Annotated in this window: 19 protein-coding genes; 5 read left to right on the top strand and 14 right to left on the bottom strand. The window is 68.0% G+C overall.

Features of this window, described 5'->3' with window-relative positions; genetic code table 11:
• Positions 1-14 precede the first annotated feature (14 nt).
• The 5 genes from EV191_RS00625 to EV191_RS00645 form a co-directional block, all read right to left on the bottom strand.
• Positions 15-476 (bottom strand): SixA phosphatase family protein, encoded by a 462-nt coding sequence (locus EV191_RS00625; protein WP_132874831.1) that lies wholly within the window; start codon positions 474-476, stop codon positions 15-17.
• Between the two features lie 19 nt (positions 477-495).
• Positions 496-1,188 (bottom strand): hypothetical protein, encoded by a 693-nt coding sequence (locus EV191_RS00630; protein ID WP_132874832.1) that lies wholly within the window; start codon positions 1,186-1,188, stop codon positions 496-498.
• Positions 1,189-1,315: 127 nt separating this feature from the next.
• On the bottom strand, positions 1,316-1,513 hold the full coding sequence (locus tag EV191_RS00635; protein ID WP_132874833.1) for a DUF397 domain-containing protein: 198 nt from the start codon (positions 1,511-1,513) through the stop codon (positions 1,316-1,318).
• Positions 1,514-1,617: 104 nt separating this feature from the next.
• The gene (locus EV191_RS00640; protein WP_132874834.1) at positions 1,618-1,815 is read right to left on the bottom strand and encodes a DUF397 domain-containing protein; all 198 of its coding nucleotides are present in this window, start codon (positions 1,813-1,815) and stop codon (positions 1,618-1,620) included.
• On the bottom strand, positions 1,812-2,660 hold the full coding sequence (locus EV191_RS00645) for a helix-turn-helix domain-containing protein (RefSeq protein WP_132874835.1): 849 nt from the start codon (positions 2,658-2,660) through the stop codon (positions 1,812-1,814). The genes EV191_RS00640 and EV191_RS00645 overlap by 4 nt, the downstream gene beginning before the upstream one ends.
• Positions 2,661-3,022: 362 nt before the next feature.
• Between EV191_RS00645 and EV191_RS00655 the strand changes: the two genes are divergently transcribed.
• Positions 3,023-3,832 (top strand): MerR family transcriptional regulator, encoded by an 810-nt coding sequence (locus tag EV191_RS00655; protein WP_243658669.1) that lies wholly within the window; start codon positions 3,023-3,025, stop codon positions 3,830-3,832.
• 2 nt (positions 3,833-3,834) lie between these two features.
• Here EV191_RS00655 and EV191_RS00660 read toward each other — a convergent pair whose 3' ends face one another.
• The gene (locus EV191_RS00660; protein WP_132874837.1) at positions 3,835-4,596 is read right to left on the bottom strand and encodes an SDR family oxidoreductase; all 762 of its coding nucleotides are present in this window, start codon (positions 4,594-4,596) and stop codon (positions 3,835-3,837) included.
• Between the two features lie 4 nt (positions 4,597-4,600).
• Positions 4,601-6,004: an NAD(P)H-quinone dehydrogenase gene (locus tag EV191_RS00665; protein WP_132874838.1), complete on the bottom strand. Its 1,404-nt coding sequence runs from the start codon at positions 6,002-6,004 to the stop codon at positions 4,601-4,603.
• 161 nt (positions 6,005-6,165) lie between these two features.
• Here EV191_RS00665 and EV191_RS00670 point away from each other — a divergent pair, with 161 nt between their 5' ends.
• Entirely contained in the window at positions 6,166-6,618 is a 453-nt protein-coding gene (locus EV191_RS00670; RefSeq protein WP_132874839.1) for a gamma-glutamylcyclotransferase family protein, read from the top strand.
• Positions 6,619-6,655: 37 nt separating this feature from the next.
• Here the strand turns inward: EV191_RS00670 and EV191_RS00675 are convergent, their stop codons facing one another.
• Positions 6,656-8,086, bottom strand: coding sequence for an FGGY-family carbohydrate kinase (locus EV191_RS00675; protein WP_132874840.1), 1,431 nt, complete (start codon positions 8,084-8,086; stop codon positions 6,656-6,658).
• A gap of 139 nt (positions 8,087-8,225) precedes the next feature.
• Here EV191_RS00675 and EV191_RS00680 point away from each other — a divergent pair, with 139 nt between their 5' ends.
• Entirely contained in the window at positions 8,226-9,695 is a 1,470-nt protein-coding gene (locus tag EV191_RS00680) for an FGGY-family carbohydrate kinase (RefSeq protein ID WP_132874841.1), read from the top strand.
• Between the two features lie 19 nt (positions 9,696-9,714).
• Here EV191_RS00680 and EV191_RS00685 read toward each other — a convergent pair whose 3' ends face one another.
• A complete protein-coding gene (locus tag EV191_RS00685) occupies positions 9,715-11,850 on the bottom strand; it encodes an alpha-amylase family protein (RefSeq protein WP_132874842.1) in 2,136 nt (711 codons plus the stop codon).
• A gap of 62 nt (positions 11,851-11,912) precedes the next feature.
• Between EV191_RS00685 and EV191_RS00690 the strand changes: the two genes are divergently transcribed.
• On the top strand, positions 11,913-12,524 hold the full coding sequence (locus tag EV191_RS00690) for a TetR/AcrR family transcriptional regulator (protein WP_132874843.1): 612 nt from the start codon (positions 11,913-11,915) through the stop codon (positions 12,522-12,524).
• Between the two features lie 181 nt (positions 12,525-12,705).
• Here the strand turns inward: EV191_RS00690 and EV191_RS00695 are convergent, their stop codons facing one another.
• The 5 genes from EV191_RS00695 to EV191_RS00715 all read right to left on the bottom strand — a co-directional run bounded on the left by EV191_RS00695 (position 12,706) and on the right by EV191_RS00715 (position 19,681).
• Complete coding sequence (locus EV191_RS00695) at positions 12,706-14,001, bottom strand: amidohydrolase (RefSeq protein WP_132874844.1); 1,296 nt, start codon at positions 13,999-14,001, stop codon at positions 12,706-12,708.
• A gap of 262 nt (positions 14,002-14,263) precedes the next feature.
• Entirely contained in the window at positions 14,264-14,590 is a 327-nt protein-coding gene (locus EV191_RS00700) for a hypothetical protein (protein ID WP_132874845.1), read from the bottom strand.
• A gap of 48 nt (positions 14,591-14,638) precedes the next feature.
• Positions 14,639-15,625: a methylmalonyl Co-A mutase-associated GTPase MeaB gene (gene meaB / locus EV191_RS00705; protein WP_132874846.1), complete on the bottom strand. Its 987-nt coding sequence runs from the start codon at positions 15,623-15,625 to the stop codon at positions 14,639-14,641.
• A gap of 7 nt (positions 15,626-15,632) precedes the next feature.
• On the bottom strand, positions 15,633-17,834 hold the full coding sequence (scpA, locus tag EV191_RS00710; protein WP_132874847.1) for a methylmalonyl-CoA mutase: 2,202 nt from the start codon (positions 17,832-17,834) through the stop codon (positions 15,633-15,635).
• Positions 17,831-19,681 (bottom strand): methylmalonyl-CoA mutase family protein, encoded by a 1,851-nt coding sequence (locus tag EV191_RS00715; protein WP_132874848.1) that lies wholly within the window; start codon positions 19,679-19,681, stop codon positions 17,831-17,833. The genes scpA and EV191_RS00715 overlap by 4 nt, the downstream gene beginning before the upstream one ends.
• A gap of 148 nt (positions 19,682-19,829) precedes the next feature.
• On the opposite strand from EV191_RS00715, the gene EV191_RS00720 reads away from it, so the two are divergent.
• The gene (locus EV191_RS00720; RefSeq protein WP_243658670.1) at positions 19,830-21,602 is read left to right on the top strand and encodes a serine/threonine-protein kinase; all 1,773 of its coding nucleotides are present in this window, start codon (positions 19,830-19,832) and stop codon (positions 21,600-21,602) included.
• Positions 21,603-21,640: the final 38 nt, after the last annotated feature.

The following is a 21,640-nucleotide window of genomic DNA, read 5'->3' on the forward strand; positions in this document are numbered from 1 at the left end:
TAGCCTCGCTAACCTTAAAGAACGCGATCACAGCGAGTGCTGTCCAGCTCGTGCCACGGTCCGCGTACCGCGATCCGCACCAGCCCGGCGGTCGGGAAGCTCGCCGGGGTCTGGTCGCCGAGCAGGCTGTGGCAGAACAGGTGCACGGTCGGGTTATGGCCTACGAGCAGCAGCCCGTAGGCCTCATCCGGCGCGCTGCGCACCAGGTCGAGAAGGGTATCCGCGTCGCCGGAGTAGATCCGCGATTCGTAGTCCACATTGGGCTCGGCTGGCAGCCGTAGTTCGCGCAACGTCTGCCGCGCTCGTGTCGCGGTGGAACAGAGCACCTGCCCGACGGTGCCCACCGCGCTCGCGGCCTCGTGGGCTTCCCGGATGCCCTGCTCGGTGAGCTCGCGTTCGGCGTCCTCGATCCCGAAGCCCTGCGCGGCGTGCGCATGCCGCATTACCGTCAATATGCGGTCCGGTGCGATAGTCACGCGCGGGAGCCTAACCTGCTCAGCGGACGTGGAACGCGCCGCGGAGGAATGCTTCGCCCTGCTCGCCCGGTCCGCAGCGCAGCGTCACCTCGTGCACGCCGGGCGGAGCGTCTTGCCGGATGGTGGCGGAGGCATCGAGCTCGCCTTCGTAGGCGATATCGGTGAGTACCGGCGAGGAGACGCCATTGGTGGGCAGGTAACCCGGTTCGCAGTAGAAGTGCAGCGATACCCGCTCACCTGGGCGTGCCACGAGTTGCCGCAGGTCGATGTTGCCTGGCGGCTGCGGGCCGCTTTCCACCACGGTGTAGCTGGTTTGCATGGGTTGGCCATTGCAGTCGGCGCGCACTTGATAGGTGCCGGGTTCGATGCCCGGCCCGATCCGGGCCTGGTAGCCGTTGCCGCTGTCCCACGGCCACGGCTCAGACAGCCCTTCGTATTCGGTGAGCTTGGTTTCCACCGGGTTGCCGTCCGGGGTTTCGCACCAGGCGATGATGTTCACTGGGTCGTAGTCGAAGGCGTGATCGCGAGGTAGCCCGTCGTGCAGCGGCCTCGGGTAGACGGCCAACTGACCGCATACCCGGTCGCTGCCCGGTTCGCAGTACACCTCGTCGACCTGGCTGGGCGCGGCAGCGGCTTGCCAGTTGGCCAGTCCGCTGCCCGCCGCCAGCAGGACCGCGAACCCGATGCTCGCGAGTACCCGTCGTGTACGCATAGCGCGCGACTCCTCTCCCCCAGTGTTACACATGGACTTCCAGTGCTACACGTATGAGAAGTCGGAGAGGTTGCCACACGGGGCGCGCGCCGCGCTGATGCACGCCCCGTGATCGCGTTCTTGAGGGTTAGCGAGGCGCGTCGGGAAGATGCGCGAGCAGCGCCCGCCACTGCGCGCCCGCGAAACGCAAAACACCCGCACCCGGGCACTTCGAATCCCGCACCAACGCCACACCCACACCACCAGCGACCTCAACACAGTCGTCGTTGGGATTGCTGTAACTGCTCTTCCGCCAGCCCAACACGGACTGCTTCTGCGAGGTCATGCTGCTCCTTCTCGGGGACGCACTACCAACCGGACGCCCTGACACGCGGCCGCGTGCCCGCCACAGCCCCGCACGAGCACGCTCCGTGACCGCGTTCTTTAAGGTTAGCGAGGTGGATGGGCCAGGTGAGCCAGCAGCGCCTGCCACTCCGCACCCGCGAAACGCAACACACCCGAACCCGGATTCTTCGAATCCCGCACCAACGCCACACCCACACCACCAGCGACCTCAACACAGTTGTCATTGGCGTTGCTGTAGCTACTCTTCCGCCAGCCCAACACGGACTGCTCCTGCGAGGTCATACTGCTCCTTCTGGGGGACGGTCGTAGTCGTTTGCCAGCCGGACAAACCACTCCCGGGATTGTCCCTCATCAAGAGCATCCTCGGCGAGCCTCCCGATCACCGAATGCGCCACCGCAACATCCTCCGGGTTCTCCACGAACAGCCCGGAGACCATGTTCTCCATATGCAGCACCGGCGCATGCTCAGGAAAATCCATGAGCGTAAATTCCGCCGAGTTTGCGGCTAGTCCGCCAGCGGAGAACGGCACCACGCGTAGCGTGATCCCGCGTTGCGCCCCGAGCAGCGCCAGATGTAGCAGTTGCTCGTTCATCACCCGATCGGTGCCGATCTTGCAGCGCAACGCGGCCTCGTAGATGTAGAACGCGCAGCGCGGCCCACGCAGTCGGGTCAGCAGCTCCTGCCGGTCCATCCTGGTCGCCAGCCGCTCGTCCACATCGGCTTCGGTGCGGTTGCCAGGCAGCTCGATCACCGCCCGGGCGTACTCCCTGGTCTGCAACAGCCCGGGAATCAGCAGCGGCGCGGTGCCGGTAATCGAGTGCGCGAGGTTCTCGTGCAGCACCAGGGTTCGCAACACGTTCCGGCGGACAAGGTAACCGGCCTCATTGGACCGTGCAGTGCGCAGCACCTTGCGGACTTCCTTGGACGGCACCGAGCAATACGCGAGATAGGTCGCGACGGTGACCTCGTTGGCCGTCGCGTAACCGGATTCCAGGCGAGACACGTGACTCGCGGACCAGCCGACCCGATGCGCGAGCTCGACCGCGAGCAGACCGGCCGCCTCCCGGTACTTGCGAAGCTCCGCGCCCAGTTCACGACGACGGGCATCCGATGGATGTACAGGCATGCCGCGCACCCTATGGGCACGAGCAGCGCCGAACCGGCACAGACGCGGATGAATCACCCCAAGGCAGCAGAGCGAGGCAAAACCTGTCCGGGGGGACAAGTAGCCAGCCGCGAATCGGGCTTGACCCTCACGCGACGTGAGGCCGGACAGTTGGCCACATGAGCGAGTTCTGCAGAGAAACGTCGGTGAGTGCGCGGTAGCCGGGGCCGCTGGACCGCAATGTTTAGGAATCTTGCGGTCACCGAACGCTGCCACAGCCCGCCCGGCACAGGAGCTGGATCCAGACAGTCACGAAGCGCGCGACCTGGCCTCGGTCGGGCTCGTCGCGCCAGAAACAGCGGAGTAGGTACACAATGACATACATGGTTGACCGCGAGCAGGACATAGGTGGCGGTGTCACGGTTGGCACAGCCGCTGAACTGGTTGGGGTAACCGTTCGTACGCTGCATCACTGGGACGAGATCGGCCTTGCTTCGCCGTCCGCGCGAACTTCGGCCGGCTACCGCCAGTACACCGAGGCGGACCTGCAACGGCTGCATCGAATCGTCGCCTACCGCGAGGCTGGTCTCCGGCTGGACGCGATCCGCGCGGTTCTTGATGACACGGCAACGGAAATCGGCGAGACCCTGCGCGTCCAGCGCGCCCAGCTTGCGAACCGGATCCGGGACCTGCAACAGCTCGACGAGCGCCTGGAACGGATGGGCCAGGCGCATGAGCGTGGCATCCTGCTCGACGACGAAACGCAGTCGGAAGTCTTCGGGCCAGACTGGGACGCCGAACAAAGCCGGCAGGCCCGCATGGTGTGGGGTGACTCCACGCAATGGGCACAGTTTGCCGAGCGGTCCGCTTCGCGCACGCGCGCGCAGTGGCAGTCGCTCTCCGATGCGATGGCCACAGTGCAGTTCGAACTCGGCGACGCGGTCGACCGGGATGTGCGGCCAGGCAGCCAAGAGGCGAACACGCTCGTGGAACGCCACCGCGAGGTGTTTTCCAACTTCTTTCCGCTCACCCGGCAAATGCAGGTGTGCCTTGGCGGCATGTTCGAGTCCGACCCCGGCTTTTCCGCGTATTACAACGGAATCCGGGTCGGGCTAGCCTCCTGGTTCCGGCAATGCATCGACGAGAACGCGCGGGCGCACGGGATCGATCCCGAGACGGCCACCTGGCAGTAGCCCTAGCCGCGACCGATATAGGGCATCGTGGTCGCGGTGATGGTCAGGAACTGCACGTTCGCATCCAGCGGCAAGCCCGCCATATAGCGCACCGCCTCGGCGACATGTGCCGGATCGAAGGTTGGCTCGGCCCGGATACTGCCGTCGGCCTGCCGGGCGCCAACCGCGATGACTTCGGTCATCTCGCTAGCCGCGTTACCGATATCGATCTGTCCACATGCGATATCGAACTCCCGACCGTCCAAGGAGATCGATTTGGTGAGGCCGGTGATCGCGTGCTTGGTGGCGGTGTAGGCGACACTGCCTGGCCGGGGAGTGTGCGCGGAGATCGAACCGTTGTTGATGATGCGCCCACCCCGCGGGTCCTGCTCCTTCATCAGCCGCACCGCGTGCTGCGCGCAGACAAACGCGCCGGTAAGGTTGACGTCCACGACCTGCCGCCAGTCGGCCACCGAGACCTGGTCCACCGCGCCGGGCACGCCGAACGTGCCCGCGTTGTTCACCAGCAGATCCAGCCGGCCCCACTGCGTGCGCACCGTGTCGAACAACGCGGCGACCGCGTCCGGATCGGCCACATCGGTCGGCACGGCCAGCGCCATCCCGTCCGCGGCGTCCGCGCAGGCCTCGCGTAGCGGCTCGGGCCGCCGGCCGGCGAGCGCCACCCGGTAACCATCGGCGAGCAACGCGCGGGCAATGTGCCGGCCGAGGCCGACCCCGGCCCCGGTCACCACGGCGGTCTTCGGTGCATCCGGCTGGGTTGTCACGGGTCTAGTCCAGATCGTCGTGCCGCATCAGCTGGCGGCCAGCCTCGGTGATCGAACCGGAAAGCGAGGGATACACCGAGAAGGTCAGCGCCAAGTCGTCCGCGGTGAGCTGGTTCTGCACCGCGAGCGCGATCGGCAGGATCAACTCGCTCGCGTTCGGCGCCACGACCACCCCACCGATCACCGCGCCGGTCGCCGGCCGGCAGAACAGCTTCACGAAACCGCGCCGCAGACCCTCCATTTTGGACCGCGCGTTCGCCGCGAGTGGCAGGGTGATGGTGCGGGCCGGCACCTCGCCGGAATCGATCGCCGCCTGGCTGATCCCCACTGTGGCGATCTCCGGATGCGTGAACACGTTCGCCGCCACGGTCTTCAGTTTGATCGGCGCCACGCCCTCCCCGAGCGCGTGCCACATCGCGATCCTGCCCTGCATACTGGCCACCGACGCGAGCATCAGCACGCCGGTGCAGTCGCCGGCCGCGTACACCCCTGGCGCCGAGGTACGGGAAACCCGGTCAACCGCGATGAAACCGCGTTCATCCGGCTGGATGCCCGCGGTCTCCAGGCCAATATCCGCGGTGTTCGGGATCGACCCCACGGTCATCAACGCGTGGCTCGCGTCGATCGTGCGACCGTCGGTCAGGTGAACCAGTACACCCTTTTCGGTGCGCTCCACCCGGTCGGCGCGGGCGTGCTTGGCCACCTCGGTACCGCGCTCGGCGAAGACTTCCTCGAGCACCAGCGCGGCGTCCGCGTCCTCGTGCGGCAGCACCCGGTCGCGGCTGGAAACCAGCGTCACTTTGATGCCCATCTCGGTGTAGGCCGAGGCGAACTCCGCGCCGGTCACCCCGGACCCGATCACCACCAGGTGCTCGGGCAACACGTCCAGGTCGTAGAGCTGACGCCAGTCCAGGATTCGCTCGCCGTCCGGTATGGCGCCCGGCAGCTCGCGCGGGGTGGCGCCGGTGGCGACCAGCACCACGTCGGCGGCGAGCTCGGTCTCCTCGCCCTGCTCGCTGGTCACAAGCACCCGATGGGTGGCTAGGCAGGGTTCCTCGTCGGCGAGCCGCGCGTGCCCACTCAACAGCCGCACGCCTTCGCGCTGCAGGCGGGCGCGGACCTCCGCGGACTGGGCGAGCGCGAGGCCCTTCACCCGGCCGTGCACGCTGGGGACCTCGACCTCGGCCTGCTGGTTGTTGGTACGAATGCCCAGCTCATCCGCGTTGCGGAAGGCCGAACGAGCGCCGGCCGAGGCGATGAACGTCTTCGAGGGCACGCAGTCATAGAGCACGCAGGCGCCGCCGAGGCCGTCCCGCTCGACCACGGTGACCTCGGCGCCGTGCTGCGCCGCGACGAGCGCGGCATCCCATCCAGCCGGGCCGCCTCCCATGATCACAATGCGGGTCACCGTCGTCCTCCTCTGTCGCCGTGGTGGGCAGGCAGTGCGCAGCCTTTCGCACCGAACGGTACGCGGTCCAGCGATGTTTTCCGCGTCACCCCGCTGGCCGCTGGTTGGCCGATTCGCATCGCCCTCGGGTGCGCTGATCGAAAGGTCGCTACCCTGTCCGCGTGCCTCTCTACGCCGCATACGGATCCAACATGGAGCCCGCCCAGATGATGGAGCGCGCCCCGCACTCCCCGATGGCCGGCACCGGATGGCTGGTGGGCTGGCGGCTCACCTTCGGTGCCGAGGACTTCGGGTGGGAAGGCGCGCTGGCGACAGTGGTCGAGGAGGCTGGCTCGCAGGTGTTCGTCGTGCTCTACGACGTGCCGCCGGAAGACGAGGCCAAGCTCGACCGGTGGGAGGGTTCCGAGCTGGGCCTGCACACGAAGATCCGGCTGCGTATCCAGACCATGGAGGGCTCCGCGCTGGCGTGGTTGTACGTGCTGGACGCCTACGAGGGCGGGCTGCCGTCGGCGCGCTATCTCGGCGTGATGGCCGACGCCGCCGAGGCAGCTGGCGCCCCCGCCGATTACGTCGCCGACCTGCGTACCCGCCCCTGCCAGGGCATCGGCCCCTGAGCGCCCTCCGTGACCGCGTCCGGTAGGGATCTTGCGGTCAGAGCCAGCCGTGTGAGCGTAGTTCCGCGGTGAACCGCTGGTAGCGCTCATCGAGCGTGGCCACCTCGGCGGGCACCGGTTCGACCAGCTCCGGCTCCGGCACCATCGCGGCGGCCGCCGCGCCCAGGTTCGGGTACACCGACCCGGCCGCGGCCAGCAATGCCGCACCAAGCGCCGTCCCCGCCTGCTCCGCACGTGCCACCGGCTCGCCGAGCACCGACGCGCGGATCCGGCACCAGGTGTCGCTGCGCGCCCCACCGCCAGCCGTGCGGACCGCCCCGGTGCGCGGTGCGCCGAGCTCGGCCAGCCGCTGCAACGCCAGCCGCTCGGTGAACGCGACCCCCTCCAGCCGCGCCCGGTAGTCGTCCACCTCATCAGCGGGCGTACCCAGGGTGAAACCCAGAGCGTCCGCGGCAAGGAACGGGAACCGCTCGCCGGTGCCACGCAGTGGGTAGCTGACCACGCTGGCCGGGCCCCGCGCGGTGGCGGCCGCATCCAGCTCGGCCAACCGCTCGACCGGCACATCGGCCAGCGCCGAGCCACCGGTATTCGACGCGCCGCCGGGCAGCCAGGCCCCGTCCGGATGCCGATGGCTGTACACCGAACCGGTCGGATCGAACACCAGCTCCGCCGATACGCCCTTGAGCACCAGCGTGGTACCGATCACCGTGACGAACGACCCGACCTCGACCGCGCCACAGGCCAGCTGCCCCGCACAGCCGTCGGTTATCCCGGCGCGCACCGCACAGCCCACCGGCAGCCCGGTGCGCTCGGCCGCCGCCCGCCCCACCGCGCCGAGCACGGTGGTGGGCGCGACCACCGGTGGAAGCAGCGAATCCGGTACGGCCAGCGCGTCGAACGCCGCGTGCACCCATTCACCGCGCACCGCGTCGTAGCCACTCTTCAGCGCATGGCTGGCGTCGGTGGCCACCGGCTCGCCGACCAGCCGCCAGGCGAGCAGATCAGGCGTATGGCACACCCGCGCCGCGCGCTCGCCCAACTCCTTGGCCAACCAACCAATCCGGGCCAAGCCGGAGGACGCGGACGGGGTGATACCGATTCGCCGCCATGCCTCCGGCGCGGCCGCCGCCGCGGTTTCCGCCTGCGCTGCCGCGCGCCGATCGTCGTACATCAGCGCGGGCCCAATCGGTTCACCAGCCTGGTCAACCGCGACAACCGTGCCCGAGGTCGCGGCGATAGCCAGCGAGGTGATCTCGGCCGCCCTGGCACCAAGAGCGCCGGTGCACTCCGCGAGCGAGTCCGCGACGGCCGACCACCAGCTGTTCGCGTCCTGCTCGGAACGGCCATCGCCCGGGCGCTCGGGACCTGGCAACGGCCGTTTGGCCTCGGCAACGAGCGTGCCATCGGCTTCGTACACGGCGACCCGCACATTGGCGGTGGCGACATCGATACCCGCGACCAGACTCACTTGGCCCACCTATCCACGTGGCAGCAGTTTCGCCCCAAGCCTGCCACCCCGGCCGTGGCCGCCTTCGCGGCCGGCCCTTGCCGGAACCGGATCCGCCGAAGCAACATAGCGCGAGTCCCCTCGTCCCCCGGAGGAATCCGTGATCAGCATCGGCATCGACGCCGGCACCTCGATGGTGAAAAGCGTGGCCTACGACGAGGACGGCACCGAGCTTGCCGTCGCCAGCAGGCCGACCAGGGTGCGCCATCCCGAGCCGGGCTGGGCCGAGCAGGATATGGCCGAGGTCTGGCAGGCCGTGACCACGACGATCACCGAGCTGCGCGAACGGGCTCCCGGTCCGGTGCGGCTGATCGCGCTCACCGCCCAGGGTGACGGCTGCTGGCTGGTTGACGAACAGGGCCAGCCCACCGGCCCTGCCGCGCTGTGGAATGACGCGCGGGCGGTCCCGATCGCCAGCCGCTGGGCCGATGCCGGTCTGCTCGACCAGATCTTCCGGATCACCGGCTCGACCGGCTTCGCCGGGCTGCCGCACGCCCAGCTGGCCTGGTTCGCCGCGCATCAGCCGCAGCGGGTCGAGTCCGCCAGTGCCGTGCTCACCTGCGGCGGCTGGTTGTTCCACCAGCTAACCGGGCGGATCGCGATCGACGCGTCGGAAGCGGCGAACCCGTTCGGCGACGCGCGAGCTGGCGGCTACGCGGCGGAAGTACTCGAGCTGCTCGACCTCGGCTGGGCGCGGCGGCTACTGCCGGAGATCGTGGACGGGGCGAGCAGGGTCGCCGAGCTGGACCCCGCGGCGGCCGAACAGCTGGGCGTCGCCACGGCAACCCCGGTGGTGCTCGCGCCGTACGACATCCTGTCCACCGCGCTCGGTGCCGGCGTGGCCGAACCGGGCCAGGCCTGCACGATCCTGGGCACCACGATCTGCACCGAAGTGCTCTCCGCCGAGCCGAGGCTCGACCGCGCGCCGGTCGGCATGACCCTGCCCTCCGGCATCCCTGGCAACTGGATGCTCGCCTACGCGACGCTGGCCGGCACCGAGATCGTGGACTGGACCTGCCGGCTACTCGGCCTGCCGAACCCGGAGGATCTGACCGACCTCGCCGAGCATGCCGAGCCCGGCTGCGACGGTCTGCTGCTGTTGCCATACCTGTCGCCAGGCGGTGAGCGGGCGCCGTTCTACGATCCGGCCGCGCGCGGCACGCTACTCGGGATGAACCTGGCGCACGGCCCCGCGGAGATCGCCAGGGCCTGCCTTGAAGGACTGGCACTGGCCATTCAGGACTGTCTGATAGCAAGCGAGGTCCAGCCAACCGAGCTGCGGCTGACCGGTGGCGGTTCGGCGAATCCACTGTGGCGGCAGATCATCGCGGACCTGACCGGGTTGCCGGTAGTGCGCAGTACCGACCGGCAGGCTGGCGCGCGCGGCGCGCTGGTACTGGCCATCGCGGAGCTGACCGGGCAGCCAGTGTCCGAAGTGGCCGCCCGCATGGTGGGCACCGAGGAGGCGGTGCGGCCACGAGCCGAGCAACACCGGCTGGCCACCGAACAGTTCGAGCGGTTCCGGGCGGCCCGCGATGCCCTGCGCCCCGGCGGCTGGTTTCACCCGTAGGGCGCAGGGCGGGAATCGCTCAGCGGGTCAGTACGACCGTTGCCGCCACACCGATTTCCGGTACGGTCACCTGCCAGCGGTCATCCGTGCGCCGCACGTCCAGCACGGTTCCGGTGCGGGCTTCGAACGCCGTCTCGATTGGACCGTCGATGTCCAGATCGATACTGATATCCCGTAGCGGGATGGGATCCTCGAGATACTCGGCGCCGCCACGGCGGTGCCGGAGCGGTGAGTGGTTGACAATGTGGACGATCCATCGCTCGGGCTCTTCCTGCTGTGTCACGGTGATCTCCGTGCTGCCCGGCGCGGTGCTACGCACCAGCGGATCCGGCAGGAGATCCCTGAGCAGGCGCTGGAACAGCTCGCGATAGATCCAGTAGCCATGCCGGAAGTAGCCGAGCCCGAGCGGGAAGGACACGACACCAAGCGTGCCGGACCGTACGACGGTGGCGTACTCCGTCGGCTCGCCGGATGGCGGGATGGCATAGCCGGTGAGGTGCAACGGATCCGAGGTTGGTTCGGTCAGCTTGGCGTACACGTCGAGATCATCGCCTTCGGGGACCGCCCACAGGTCCGCGCCGACATACAACGCGAAGTCGAATTCCCGATAGCGCTCACCGATATCGGCGAGCGCGGCGCCGCGCAACCGGGTGTACGGCCGCTCGAATGTGGACTCTCCCCGAAACGCATCGCGCAACTGTCGCGGCCACAGCTGATCGGCTCCGGCGAGTCGCGCTCCACCGTGTACGGCCAGCACCGCCTTGCCGTCGTCCAGGTGTCGTTGCAGGCGCCCGGCGAGCTCGTCATCCACCTCGAGCGTGTCCGGTAGCACCAGCAACTGGTAGCGCTCGATATCGTCCGCGCGGTCCACGATGTCGAACTGGATATGGCTGGCCTGCAGCAGCTGCGTCAGCCCGGTCACGCTTGCGCCGCGGGCGATGTTCTCCAGGAACATCTCGGGCGCATCGTTGAGTTGCTGGTCAACCAGGCTGCTGACCTCCTCGTCATCGGTGCCCATCTCCGCGGCGAACTGGCTCAGCGGTGGCCCGCTGACCACGATCGCCGCCTCGCTGACCGGAGCGGCGCCCCGCAGATACGGTTCGATGCGCTCGATCTCCTGGTATGCCTCGGCGACCGTGCCGTACACGGCGGGATCAAGTCGTAGCGCGGGGCCGGGGTCATCGCCGATATCGCAGCGCAGTCCAAGCGCGACGGTGCTGGCCAGCTCGGAGCGGAGCTGGGTCGGGTGCTTCAGGCCGCCATAGTCACCCCAGTGCTTCGCGAACCGGCCGGTGAGACCGTAGACCGGCACGCCGAGACCGCGGGCATAACGGCCGTGCACCGGCAGGTAGTGGTATCCCCAGAGGCCGGTCGGGATGCACTCGATCTCGATCTCGTCCAGGTACGGCAGGCGTTCGGCCGTGCCGAGTACTGCCATCGTGTTGTACAGGACACGGATATCCGGCCGCAGCGCGCGAGCGTACTCGGTCAGCTCCTTGATGGTCGCGTTGCACAGCTCGTTCTGCCGCCGCTGCTGTACCACGGGGTCCACTGGGGACTCGCCAGCTTCCTCCAATGCGGACACACAGCGCACGCAGTAACAGGCCGCCACCGAGGTGGTGGCCGGATTGACCATGTCGAACCACACGCCATCCGGCTCGCAGTGCGCGAATATCTCGCTGGTGTGCTGTTTGACGACCTCGAGCAGCCCGGGATGAGACAGGCACATTTGCGATATCGCCGGCGGTTCACCGTAGGCGGGCAGGCTGGTGGAGCGGTCCTTGCCCATCATCAGCCATTCCGGGTGGTGTATCGCAAGATGCTCGTCCCACCAGACCGGATACACCACATACACGCCGATACCTACGTCCTGGCATGCCTTGACCTGCCGGCCAAGTAGATTCTTGGCGTCCGGTTCCGGGTGATGCGGCCCGATTTCGCTTGGGAAGTAGCAGAGTCCATTGACGTCTTTCGCGATCACCACCAGCTCCTCGATTCGGGCTTCGAGGAGTGTCGCGGCAAAGCTGTCCGGGTCGAATCCCGCGCCGATACCCCGCACCTCGGTGCTGTTGTTGATGTCGAACAGCATCCGTCGCCAGGAGCCGTGCGGTTGGGCACGTTGCCGTTCGTCTATCCAGAGTCGTCGAGTAGCCATGTTCAATTAAGTATACTTCTACATATAGATTGTCAAGTATACTTATAGCGAGAAGGGATCTCATGCCAGACAAGGCAGCACGGGATACGAATAGCTCCGGCAAACGCAAGGCCACTGGCCAGCGACTACCGCGCGCGGAGCGCCGGGAGCAGATCCTCGGCGCGGCCACGACCGCGTTCGCTCAGCATGGCGGCTTCGCCGACACCGGGCTCGACGATGTGTTGGACGCGGCGGGCGTGACCAGGATGATCCTGTACCGCCATTTCGATTCGAAGGAGGAGCTGTATCGCGCGGTACTCGATCACGCCACCACCCGGCTGCATGCCGCGACGACCAGCGAAGGTGAGCTCACCGAGCACACCTGGGAAGCACTGATCGACTGGGCGAGGTCGAACCCCGATACGTTTCGGCTGCTCTTCCACCACGCGGTACGCGAGCCGAACTTCCGGGACCACGTCGACGAGGTGTGGGATGGCATGCGGTTGGCCATCCAGGATCTGCTGTGTGCCGGCGGCACAGCGGATCAGCGGACCCAGTGGGCCGCCCGGCTCGCGACGGCGGTGGCGATCGAGGGCATCCTTGCGTGGTTCGACGCCGGTCGGCCGGACCCCGAGCAGCTGTCCAGCCGCCTGCGCAACGCCGTCGAAGCCGCGACCGCCCAGATCCTGAGCTGACCTGCAACGTCACCACGGTCAGCCCGCTCAACGCGCGCCCAAATCAACAGTCAGCCCGCGAAACGCGACATGGGCAGCCGCTATCAGCGCGCCCAAAAACCAACGGTTAGCCCGCTGAACGCGTCTTATCGAGCGTGGGCAAATACCGCGGTTAGCCTGCTAAACGCGGTATTTGTGCAGGTCAGGCCAGTGCGGCTAGTGCTGTGTGCACCAGGACGCGAGTGCCGACCAGCAGCGCGCGTTCGTCCATCTCGAAGGTGGCCTGGTGCAGATCCCGCATCGGGCCTTCGCCCGGCCACACGCCAAGCCGCGCGAAGGCGCCCGGCACGTGTTCCAGGTACCAGCCGAAGTCCTCACCACCGGAGGACTGCGCCGTGCTCGCCAGTGAGTCGCCGCCAAGCGCGGCCTCGACTCCCGCGCCGAGCAGCTGCGTGCTGTCCGGCTCATTCACCACCGGTGGAACACCGCGCTGGTAGTTCAGCTCGTACCCAACCCCGGTCGGCGCGAGTATCGCCTCGACCGCCTGGCTGACGAGCGGTTCGAGTTCCGCCCACACGTCCCGGTCCGCGGTGCGCAGCGTGCCGCGCAGGACACCAGCCTGCGGCACCGCGTTCGGCGCCTCGCCCGCGTGCACCGAACCCCAGACCAGCACGGTGCCGGAGCGCGGGTCGACGCGACGGGACAACAGCGCGGGTAGCCCGGTGATCAGCGAACCAAGCGCGTGCACCAGGTCAGCGGTCAGATGTGGCCGCGAGGTATGCCCACCAGGCGAGTTCAGCCGCACTTCGACGACGTCGGTGGCCGAGGTGATCGCGCCGGCACGAATACCGACGGTGCCCACCTGCAACCGCGGATCGCAGTGCAGCCCGAAGATCCGGTCCACGCCGGTCAACCAGCCGGCGGCAAGCACATCGAGCGCCCCGCCCGGCATGACTTCCTCGGCCGGCTGGAAGATCAGCCGTACCCTGCCCGGCAGTTCCGGCGCGGTGGCCAGCGCGAGCCCGGCCGCAAGCAGCGAGGTGGTGTGCGCATCGTGTCCGCACACATGTCCGACGCCGTCCACCGCGGAGGCGAAGGGCAGACCCGAGGCCTCGGTGATGGGGAGCGCGTCCAGATCGGCGCGCAGGGCCACACAGCGCGGCCCGCTGCCGACCTCGCAGACCACGCCGGTACCACCCGGAAGGACCTCGGGTTCCAGGCCAGCGGCGCGCAACGTCGAGGCGACCAGCTCGGTGGTGGCGAACTCGTGTCTGGACAGCTCAGGGTTCGCATGGATGTGCCGGCGCCACGCGACGATGTCGGCGACATGCTCGGCAAGCCAGGTGTCCAGCCATTCCGGGCCACGACCGGCGCCAAGATCGGCGACCGCGGGCAGGCCGACGCCGGTCTCGGTAATGACCACGTCGGCGTTGACACTCGACGAACCGGTTGCTTCGGAATCGCCTGGGGTTTCCGCTCGGGAGTCCAGCACGGTCACGACGCACCTCCCACCGAATGGGCCGAGACGTTGTCAGCTGTGGTGAATGTCGTACTCATCGTGCGAACAAGCCTGCACCAACTCACCGTGCGCTTACACCCATATGGCGGCTTGTGGAGATCGCCGGTAGCGATGTTGCGATAAACGGCTGATCGTCGTTCGGTGGGCCTATAGGTGATCCGCGATATCCGGTACGCCCGTTCGATACAACCGGCCGTTTAACCAGGACGATTGGCCAACCCAGCAGACCAGCACTGTCGGATCAGCCCGATTTGCGGCGCTTGTGCCGGACATACCGCCCGTAAATCACGATCGCCAGCAACGCGGCGGCGATGATCCCGACCACGAACTTGCGCTGCGCCTGCTGACTATCCGCCTCCGCGCTGTCCTCCGGATCGATCCGCGGCCCTGGAGCAGGGCTGTCCTCCTGCGCCACCCAACCGGAGGCGACACCACTGGAGATACCGGACGTACTGGCCAAACTAGCCGAGTTCGGCGATAGCTCGGGCTGGGCTACCGCCGTCGCGGGCGTCACCAGAAACAGCACGCTCAACAGCAGTGCCCCCGCAAGCGATCGGTTCACTCGCATCGCAATAGCCTTCCCCGACTCATCGCATCGCCAGCACCGTTCCTGGTACTAGCCCTCGCGTTCAGCGAATGCCGACAGTATCCGCTCGGCGGCCAGGGTCGCGGTCAACTCGCCGTCGCGCACCGCCCGTTCGAGCTCGGGCACGATACCCCGCACGCGTTCCCGCAAATCCGTCAGCAACTGCTCGCGCACCATCGACCAGGTCCAATCTACCTGCTGTTGGGCCCGCTTAGCCGTGAATTGTCCCGCCGCGCGCAAAGTTTCCGCATGCCGGGTCACCTGCTGCCACACCGTGTCCAGCCCGATTTCCCGCATACCACTACAAGTCAACACCGGTGGCGTCCACACCGACTCCGGCGGGTACAGCATGCGCAGTGCACCGGAAAGCTCTCGCGCGGCCTTGCGCGCGTCCCGTTCGTGTTCGCCGTCCGCCTTGTTCACCGCGATCACGTCGGCGAGTTCCAGCACGCCCTTCTTGATGCCCTGCAACTGATCCCCGGTACGGGCCAGCGTGAGGTAAAGGAAGCAGTCGACCATGTTCGCCACGGTGATCTCGGACTGCCCGACACCGACCGTCTCGATCAACACGATGTCGTAGCCGGCCGCCTCCATCAGCACGGTGGTTTCCCTGGTGGCCCGGGCGACACCGCCGAGCGTCCCCGAGGTAGGTGACGGCCGGATGAACGCGGCCGGGTCGACCGCGAGGCGCGCCATCCTGGTCTTGTCACCGAGAATCGACCCGCCGGTCTTGCTCGACGAAGGGTCGACGGCCAGCACCGCGACCCGATGCCCGCGCGCGGTCAACATGCTGCCAAGCGCATCGATGAAAGTGGACTTACCGACCCCGGGAACACCGGTGATGCCCACTCGCTGCGCGCCTCCGGCGTGTGGCAGCAACTCGACAAGCAGTTCCTGTGCCTGCGCGCGATGATCCGCGCGGCTGGACTCCACCAGGGTGATCGCTTTGGCCAGTACGCCGCGCTGGCCGGCGAGTACGCCCTTCGCGTACTCCCCGACGTCGATCTTCTTCGGCATCAGCCCGCTATTCGCCGTGTCCGTGCAGTTCCGCCAGCTGCCGCAACAGATCCCCGGCGGCATCGGCGATCACCGTGCCCGGTGGGAAGATCGCCGCCGCACCAGCCTCGCGTAGCGCGGCGAAATCGCCTGGCGGGATGACCCCGCCGACCACCACCATGATGTCCGAGCGCCCCAGTTCGGCCAGCTCGGCGCGCAGTGCGGGCACCAGCGTGAGGTGGCCAGCCGCCAGCGAGGAGACGCCGACGATATGCGCGTCCGCCTCGACCGCCTGCCGTGCCACCTCTGCCGGTGTGGAGAACAGCGGGCCCACGTCCACGTCGAAGCCGAGATCGGCGAACGCCGTGGCGATCACCTTCTGGCCACGGTCGTGTCCATCCTGGCCCATCTTCGCGACCAGGATACGCGGCCTGCGGCCTTCGGCCTCGGCGAACTCGTCGACCTGCGCCCGCGCCGTATCGACGTTCGCCGATGTGCCAACCTCATCGCGATACACACCGGAAATCGTACGAATCTGCCCGGCGTGCCGCCCGTAGACCCGCTCGAGCGCGTCGGAGATCTCGCCCACCGTTGCCTTGGCCCGCGCGGCGTCGATCGCGTAGCTGAGCAGATTGTTCCGCAGGCCCTCGCTCGCCGACTCCTGCTCGGCCGCGGCGGTCAGCGCGCGCAGCGCGTCCTGAGTGGCCTGCTCGTCACGTTCCTCCCGCAGCCTGCGCAGCTTGTCCAGCTGCTCCGCGCGCACCTGCGCATTGTCCACTTTGAGCACGTCGATGTTTTCCTCGGCGTCCAGCCGGTACTTGTTCACCCCGATCACCGGCTGGCGGCCGGAGTCGATCCGGGCCTGGGTACGCGCGGCGGCTTCCTCGATGCGCAACTTCGGGATACCCGCGTCGATGGCCCGCGCCATCCCGCCAGCCGACTCGACTTCGCTGATGTGCCCCCATGCCTTGTTCGCCAGCTCGTAGGTCAACCGCTCGATGAACGCGCTACCGCCCCACGGGTCGATCACCCGCGTCGTACCGGATTCCTGCTGCAGCACCAGTTGCGTGTTACGAGCGATCCGCGCGGAGAAGTCGGTCGGCAACGCCAGTGCCTCGTCAAGCGCGTTGGTGTGCAATGACTGGGTATGCCCCTGGGTGGCCGCCATCGCCTCGACACAGGTGCGGATGACGTTGTTGTACACGTCCTGCGCGGTGAGCGACCAGCCCGAGGTCTGGCAGTGCGTGCGCAGCGAAAGCGATTTGTCGTTACGTGGACCGAACTGGTTGACCAGCTTCGCCCACAACAGGCGCGCGGCGCGCATCTTCGCGACTTCCATGTAGAAGTTCATCCCGATGGCCCAGAAGAACGACAGCCGGGGCGCGAAGGAATCGATGCTCAGCCCACCGTCCACACCGGCCCGGATGTACTCCACCCCGTCGGCGAGCGTGTACGCCAGCTCCAGATCGGCCGTGGCTCCCGCTTCCTGCATGTGGTAGCCGGAGATGGAAATGGAATTGAACTTCGGCATCCGCTGCGAGGTGTACGCGAAGATGTCCGAGATGATCCGCATCGAGGGCTGTGGCGGGTAGATGTAGGTGTTGCGGACCATGAACTCTTTGAGGATGTCGTTCTGAATGGTCCCCGCCAGCTTCTCCGGCGGCACGCCCTGCTCCTCGGCCGCGACCACGTACAGCGCCAGCACCGGAAGCACCGCGCCATTCATCGTCATCGAAACGCTCATCCGGTCAAGCGGGATACCGTCGAAGAGCTGGCGCATATCGTAGATCGAATCGATGGCCACGCCAGCCATCCCGACATCCCCGCCAACCCTGGGATGGTCCGAGTCGTACCCCCGGTGGGTGGCCAGATCAAAGGCCACCGACAGTCCTTTCTGGCCAGCCGCGAGGTTGCGCCGGTAGAACGCGTTGGACTCCTGCGCGGTCGAGAATCCCGCGTACTGGCGAACGGTCCACGGCTGGTTCACGTACATCGTCGCGTATGGGCCGCGTAGATAGGGTGCGACGCCGGGATAGGTGCGCAGGAAATCCAGGTCTTCGGTATCGGCCGCGGTGTACAGCGGTTTGATCCCGATGCCCTCGGCGGTCTCCCAGGCGAGCGCGTCCGCGCCCTTGCCGGTGCGCTCGTGCAGCGCGGTCGCCCAGTCGGTACCGCCGCCGGCGTCCTGCTCGCCGAGCCGCACATCCGCGAAGTTCGGAATACTTGTCATTGGTCGACTCCCAACGCGTCCAGCGTCTCGGAAAGCGTGCTCAGCGCTTCGCAGCCGGCGAAGACATACGCGTCCACGCCCGGATAGTCCTTGGGCTTACCGGCGAGCAGTACTCGCCGCGCGCCCTGCTCGCGCAGCGCGCCGGCCAGTTCGGCGGCGCCGTCGGCGTATGCGGAGTCCGGCCCGCAGATGCAGGCGACCGGAGCGCCGGACTCGGCGAACTCCGCGATCGTGCCGGTTACCGTGTCGATCCCGCCAGCCTGCAACAGGTTCGTCGCGAAACTGACCCGCGCGGTGTGTTCGGCGAGCGATCCGAGCGTGGCGAGGAAGACCGTCGGGCGCCCACCGTGGTGCCGATCCGCGCGATCACGCAACAGCTCGAAGCGCTCCGGATAGCGGATCACCGGCAGCCCACCGGTTTCTCTCGGCGCCGGCAGCGGATCCCGGACAAGGGGTTCCTCGGCGAGGTTCGCGAACTCGCTGACCCCGGTGAGCGGATCGGACCTGCTGGCCAGGTTCGCCTCGCGGCGCTGCCGGACGGCGGCCAGCTCGTCGGCCAGCTGGCCGGACTCCAGCGCGGTGACCAAGCCACCGCCGCGCTCCACCTCGGTGAAGAGCGACCAGGCGGTATGCGCGAGCTCGTCGGTAAGCTGGTCCACGTACCAGGAGCCGCCAGCCGGGTCGATCACTCCCGCCACTTTGGACTCTTCAAGCAGGATCGATTGGGTGTTGCGCGCTATCCGCATGGCAAACGCGTCCGGCAGTCCGATCGCCGAGTCGAACGGGCGCACGGTGATCGCGTCCGCGCCACCGACACCGGCGGCAAAGCAGGCCAGCGTCTCGCGCAGCATGTTCACCCAGGGATCGCGCTTGGCCATCATCGCCGCCGAAGTGACCGCGTGCTGACGCTGCGCGCGAGCGGGCAGGCTGACGCCACATACTTCGGTCACCCTTGCCCACAACCGGCGCGCGGCGCGGAACTTGGCGATGGTGAGGAACTGATCCGCGCTGGCCGCGTAGCGGAACTCCAGCTGGCCGGCGGCGTCGTCGACGTCCATTCCGGACTCGGTAAGCGCGCGCAGGTACTCAACGCCAGCCGCGATCGAGTAAGCCAGCTCCTGCGCATCGGAGCCGCCCGCGTCGTGGTAGGGCTCGCCGTCCACAAGCAACGCGCGCAGTTTGGGGAACTCAGCACTGACCCGCGCGGCAAGCGCCGCGGCTGGCGCCAGGTCCTGGCGTAGGCCGCCGCGCGCGTGCACCGAGATCGGGTCCGCGCCGAGGGCGCCGCTCAGTTCACTTGCCGGTACCTGCCGTTCGGCGCGCAGCGCGAACAGCGCTTCGGCTGCCGCGAGGTAGTCCGCCCCCGCGTCCAGCACCACCCCTGCGAGGTCCAGGTACACCCCGTGCAAGGCCTCGGCCAGCCGGTCGACCGGCACCCCGCTGGCACCGACCCGCAGCCAGATCGAGCTCACCCCGCCTTCCAGATCGGCGAGGATCGCGGTGTTGGCCGCCGCTGGATCCGGGTTGATATGCGCCTGCCGGATATCCCAGCCGGCGAGCACCCCACCCTCGGGGCGGCTGCCGCGGACGAACGGCGGCAGTCCCGGCAGGCCGGTTTCGGAGCCGTCCTGCTCGGCCGTGTACAGCGGGCGCACCGTGATCCCGTCGTAGGTTTCGGTGGCCAGCGCCGTCTCGATCGGTCCAGTTACCTTCGCCGGGTCCACTCCGCTCTTGCTGAGCACGCCGGCGACCAGGGCGCGCCATTGGTCCAGCTCGGCGGCGGGAAACTCACTCGCCAGCGCGAGCCTGCCCTGATCCGCGTTCGTGGCGTGCGGCGAAGCGGTCACGACGACACCCTCCTTGGTGTTCAGCAGTACAGCCGGCGGTGAAGCCAGTCATTTTACGGAAACACGGGGCACCGGTCCGGAGACAGCGATCGCGGCGAATCTCACGCCGGTGAACACCGGTGGTAGCCGGCTGCGACACAATGACGGCGTGCCTTCCACCCAGCCGGAGCCCGAACGCCTGATCGCAGGTCGATATCGGCTGCATACGCTGGTCGGATCCGGGTCGATGGGCAGTGTCTGGACCGGTTACGACGAGGTACTGCACCGCCAGGTCGCGGTGAAGGAGGTCCGGCTGCCGGCCGACTTTCCGCCCGCCCGTGCCGACGAGATGCGCGAGCGGGCACTGCGCGAGGCCCGCGCGATCGCCGCTCTTTCGCATCCGAACGTGATCGCGGTTTATGACGTGGCGATGGCCGGCGCCGAGCCGTTCGTGGTGATGGAGCTGTTGCCGTCACGCAGTCTTGCCGCGTTGTTGCGCACGCATGGCGCGCTGACCGTGCCGCAAACCGCCGCCGTGGGTGAGGCGGTGGCAGCCGCGCTGGAGGCCGCGCACCACAGCGGGATCACCCACCGTGACGTGAAGCCGGGGAACGTGCTGATCGCCGAGGCGGCCACGAACTACTCCCAGGCGCCGATCAAGCTCACCGACTTCGGCATCGCGCGGAATATGGCCGAGGTCAGCATGACCGCCTCCGGGGTGATGCTCGGCAGCCCCGCTTATATCGCGCCGGAAGTCGCCGCGGGCGATCCGGTCAGCCCGGCCGCCGACCTGTGGGGGCTCGGCGCCACGCTGTTCGCCGCCGCCGAGGGGCGAGCACCGTATGGCACCGATGACGATCCACTGCAGACGGTGTTGAGCGTCGTGCATGGCGAGGTGCCCACGCCTTCGCCAGGCCCGTTCGCCGCGATCATCCGTGGGCTGATGGTCAAGGCTCCGGACGAGCGGATGTCGCTGCTCGAGGTGCGACGTACGCTGCATTCGCTGTTGCCCGAGCCGGGCGTCGAGGTGTTCGGACCGGCAATGTTCAGCGCCGAGCCGTCCGCGCCGCGGGCGGGTTTCGATCCCTCGGCTACCCAGTTGCTGGACCGTTCGCTGCTGGCCACGCCGGTGCACGCGCAATCGACCAGCCCCGAGCTGGTCCCGGCGAAGCCGCCAACCGACGAGGCTTCCGAGTTGGCCAAGAGCGAGTTGGCCAAGAGCGAGTTGGCCGGTGCCGAGCTGTCCAACGATCCGGGGCCGCTGCCGTTCGCTCCGCCATCTCGCCGCCGCCGGGCCGGCGTGCTGGCGCGGATCGCGGTGTCGCTGGCCGCGGTACTGCTGTTTCTCGCGGCGAGCGCGGGCGGATTCGCGGCGGTGCGCGCGGTGGCGGGTAAACCGATTCTGCCCGCGGACCAGCCGGAGGTCGGCGAGCTCCAGCCGCGCACCGACTCCGCCTCCGCGTTCGTCGGCGAGCGGGCCGGCAAGTTCCGGGTGCTGGTGCCGGATGACTGGCAGCTGTTCCGCACCCAGCTTGGCGATGCGAGCTTGCCGTCCGGGAGCCGGGCGCAGTACCTCGGCCAGGATGGGCAGCAGACGCTGACCGTGGACTTCTTTCCCGAGTTCTACCCGGGTGGCGCGGTCGAGGACTACGTCGAATGGCTGCGGCAGAGCTGGCCTGGCGAGGATCTGTGGGTGGTGTCCGATCGCCGGGCGACGGACAGGGAAAGCGGTGCCGAACCGGCGCGGGAACTGCGGTATCGGACGGTGGATCGGGGAAATTCCGCGGATGACGGGGTGCAGCGGCGTACCACCTTCGCGCTCGCCTTCGCGGCCGATCGCGCATTGTGGGTAGTCAGCGTGACGGCGCCAACGGACGATGCGGACAGCGCGCGCACTGAGCTGTACAACCGGATCGCGTCAAGCTTCACCGTCCGCGACTAGCGAACCGCAAGATCCCTAAAGATCGCGGTTGGTGGAGC

This window comes from Tamaricihabitans halophyticus (genome assembly GCF_004340875.1).
GTDB classification, from domain to species: Bacteria; Actinomycetota; Actinomycetes; order Mycobacteriales; family Pseudonocardiaceae; genus Tamaricihabitans; species Tamaricihabitans halophyticus.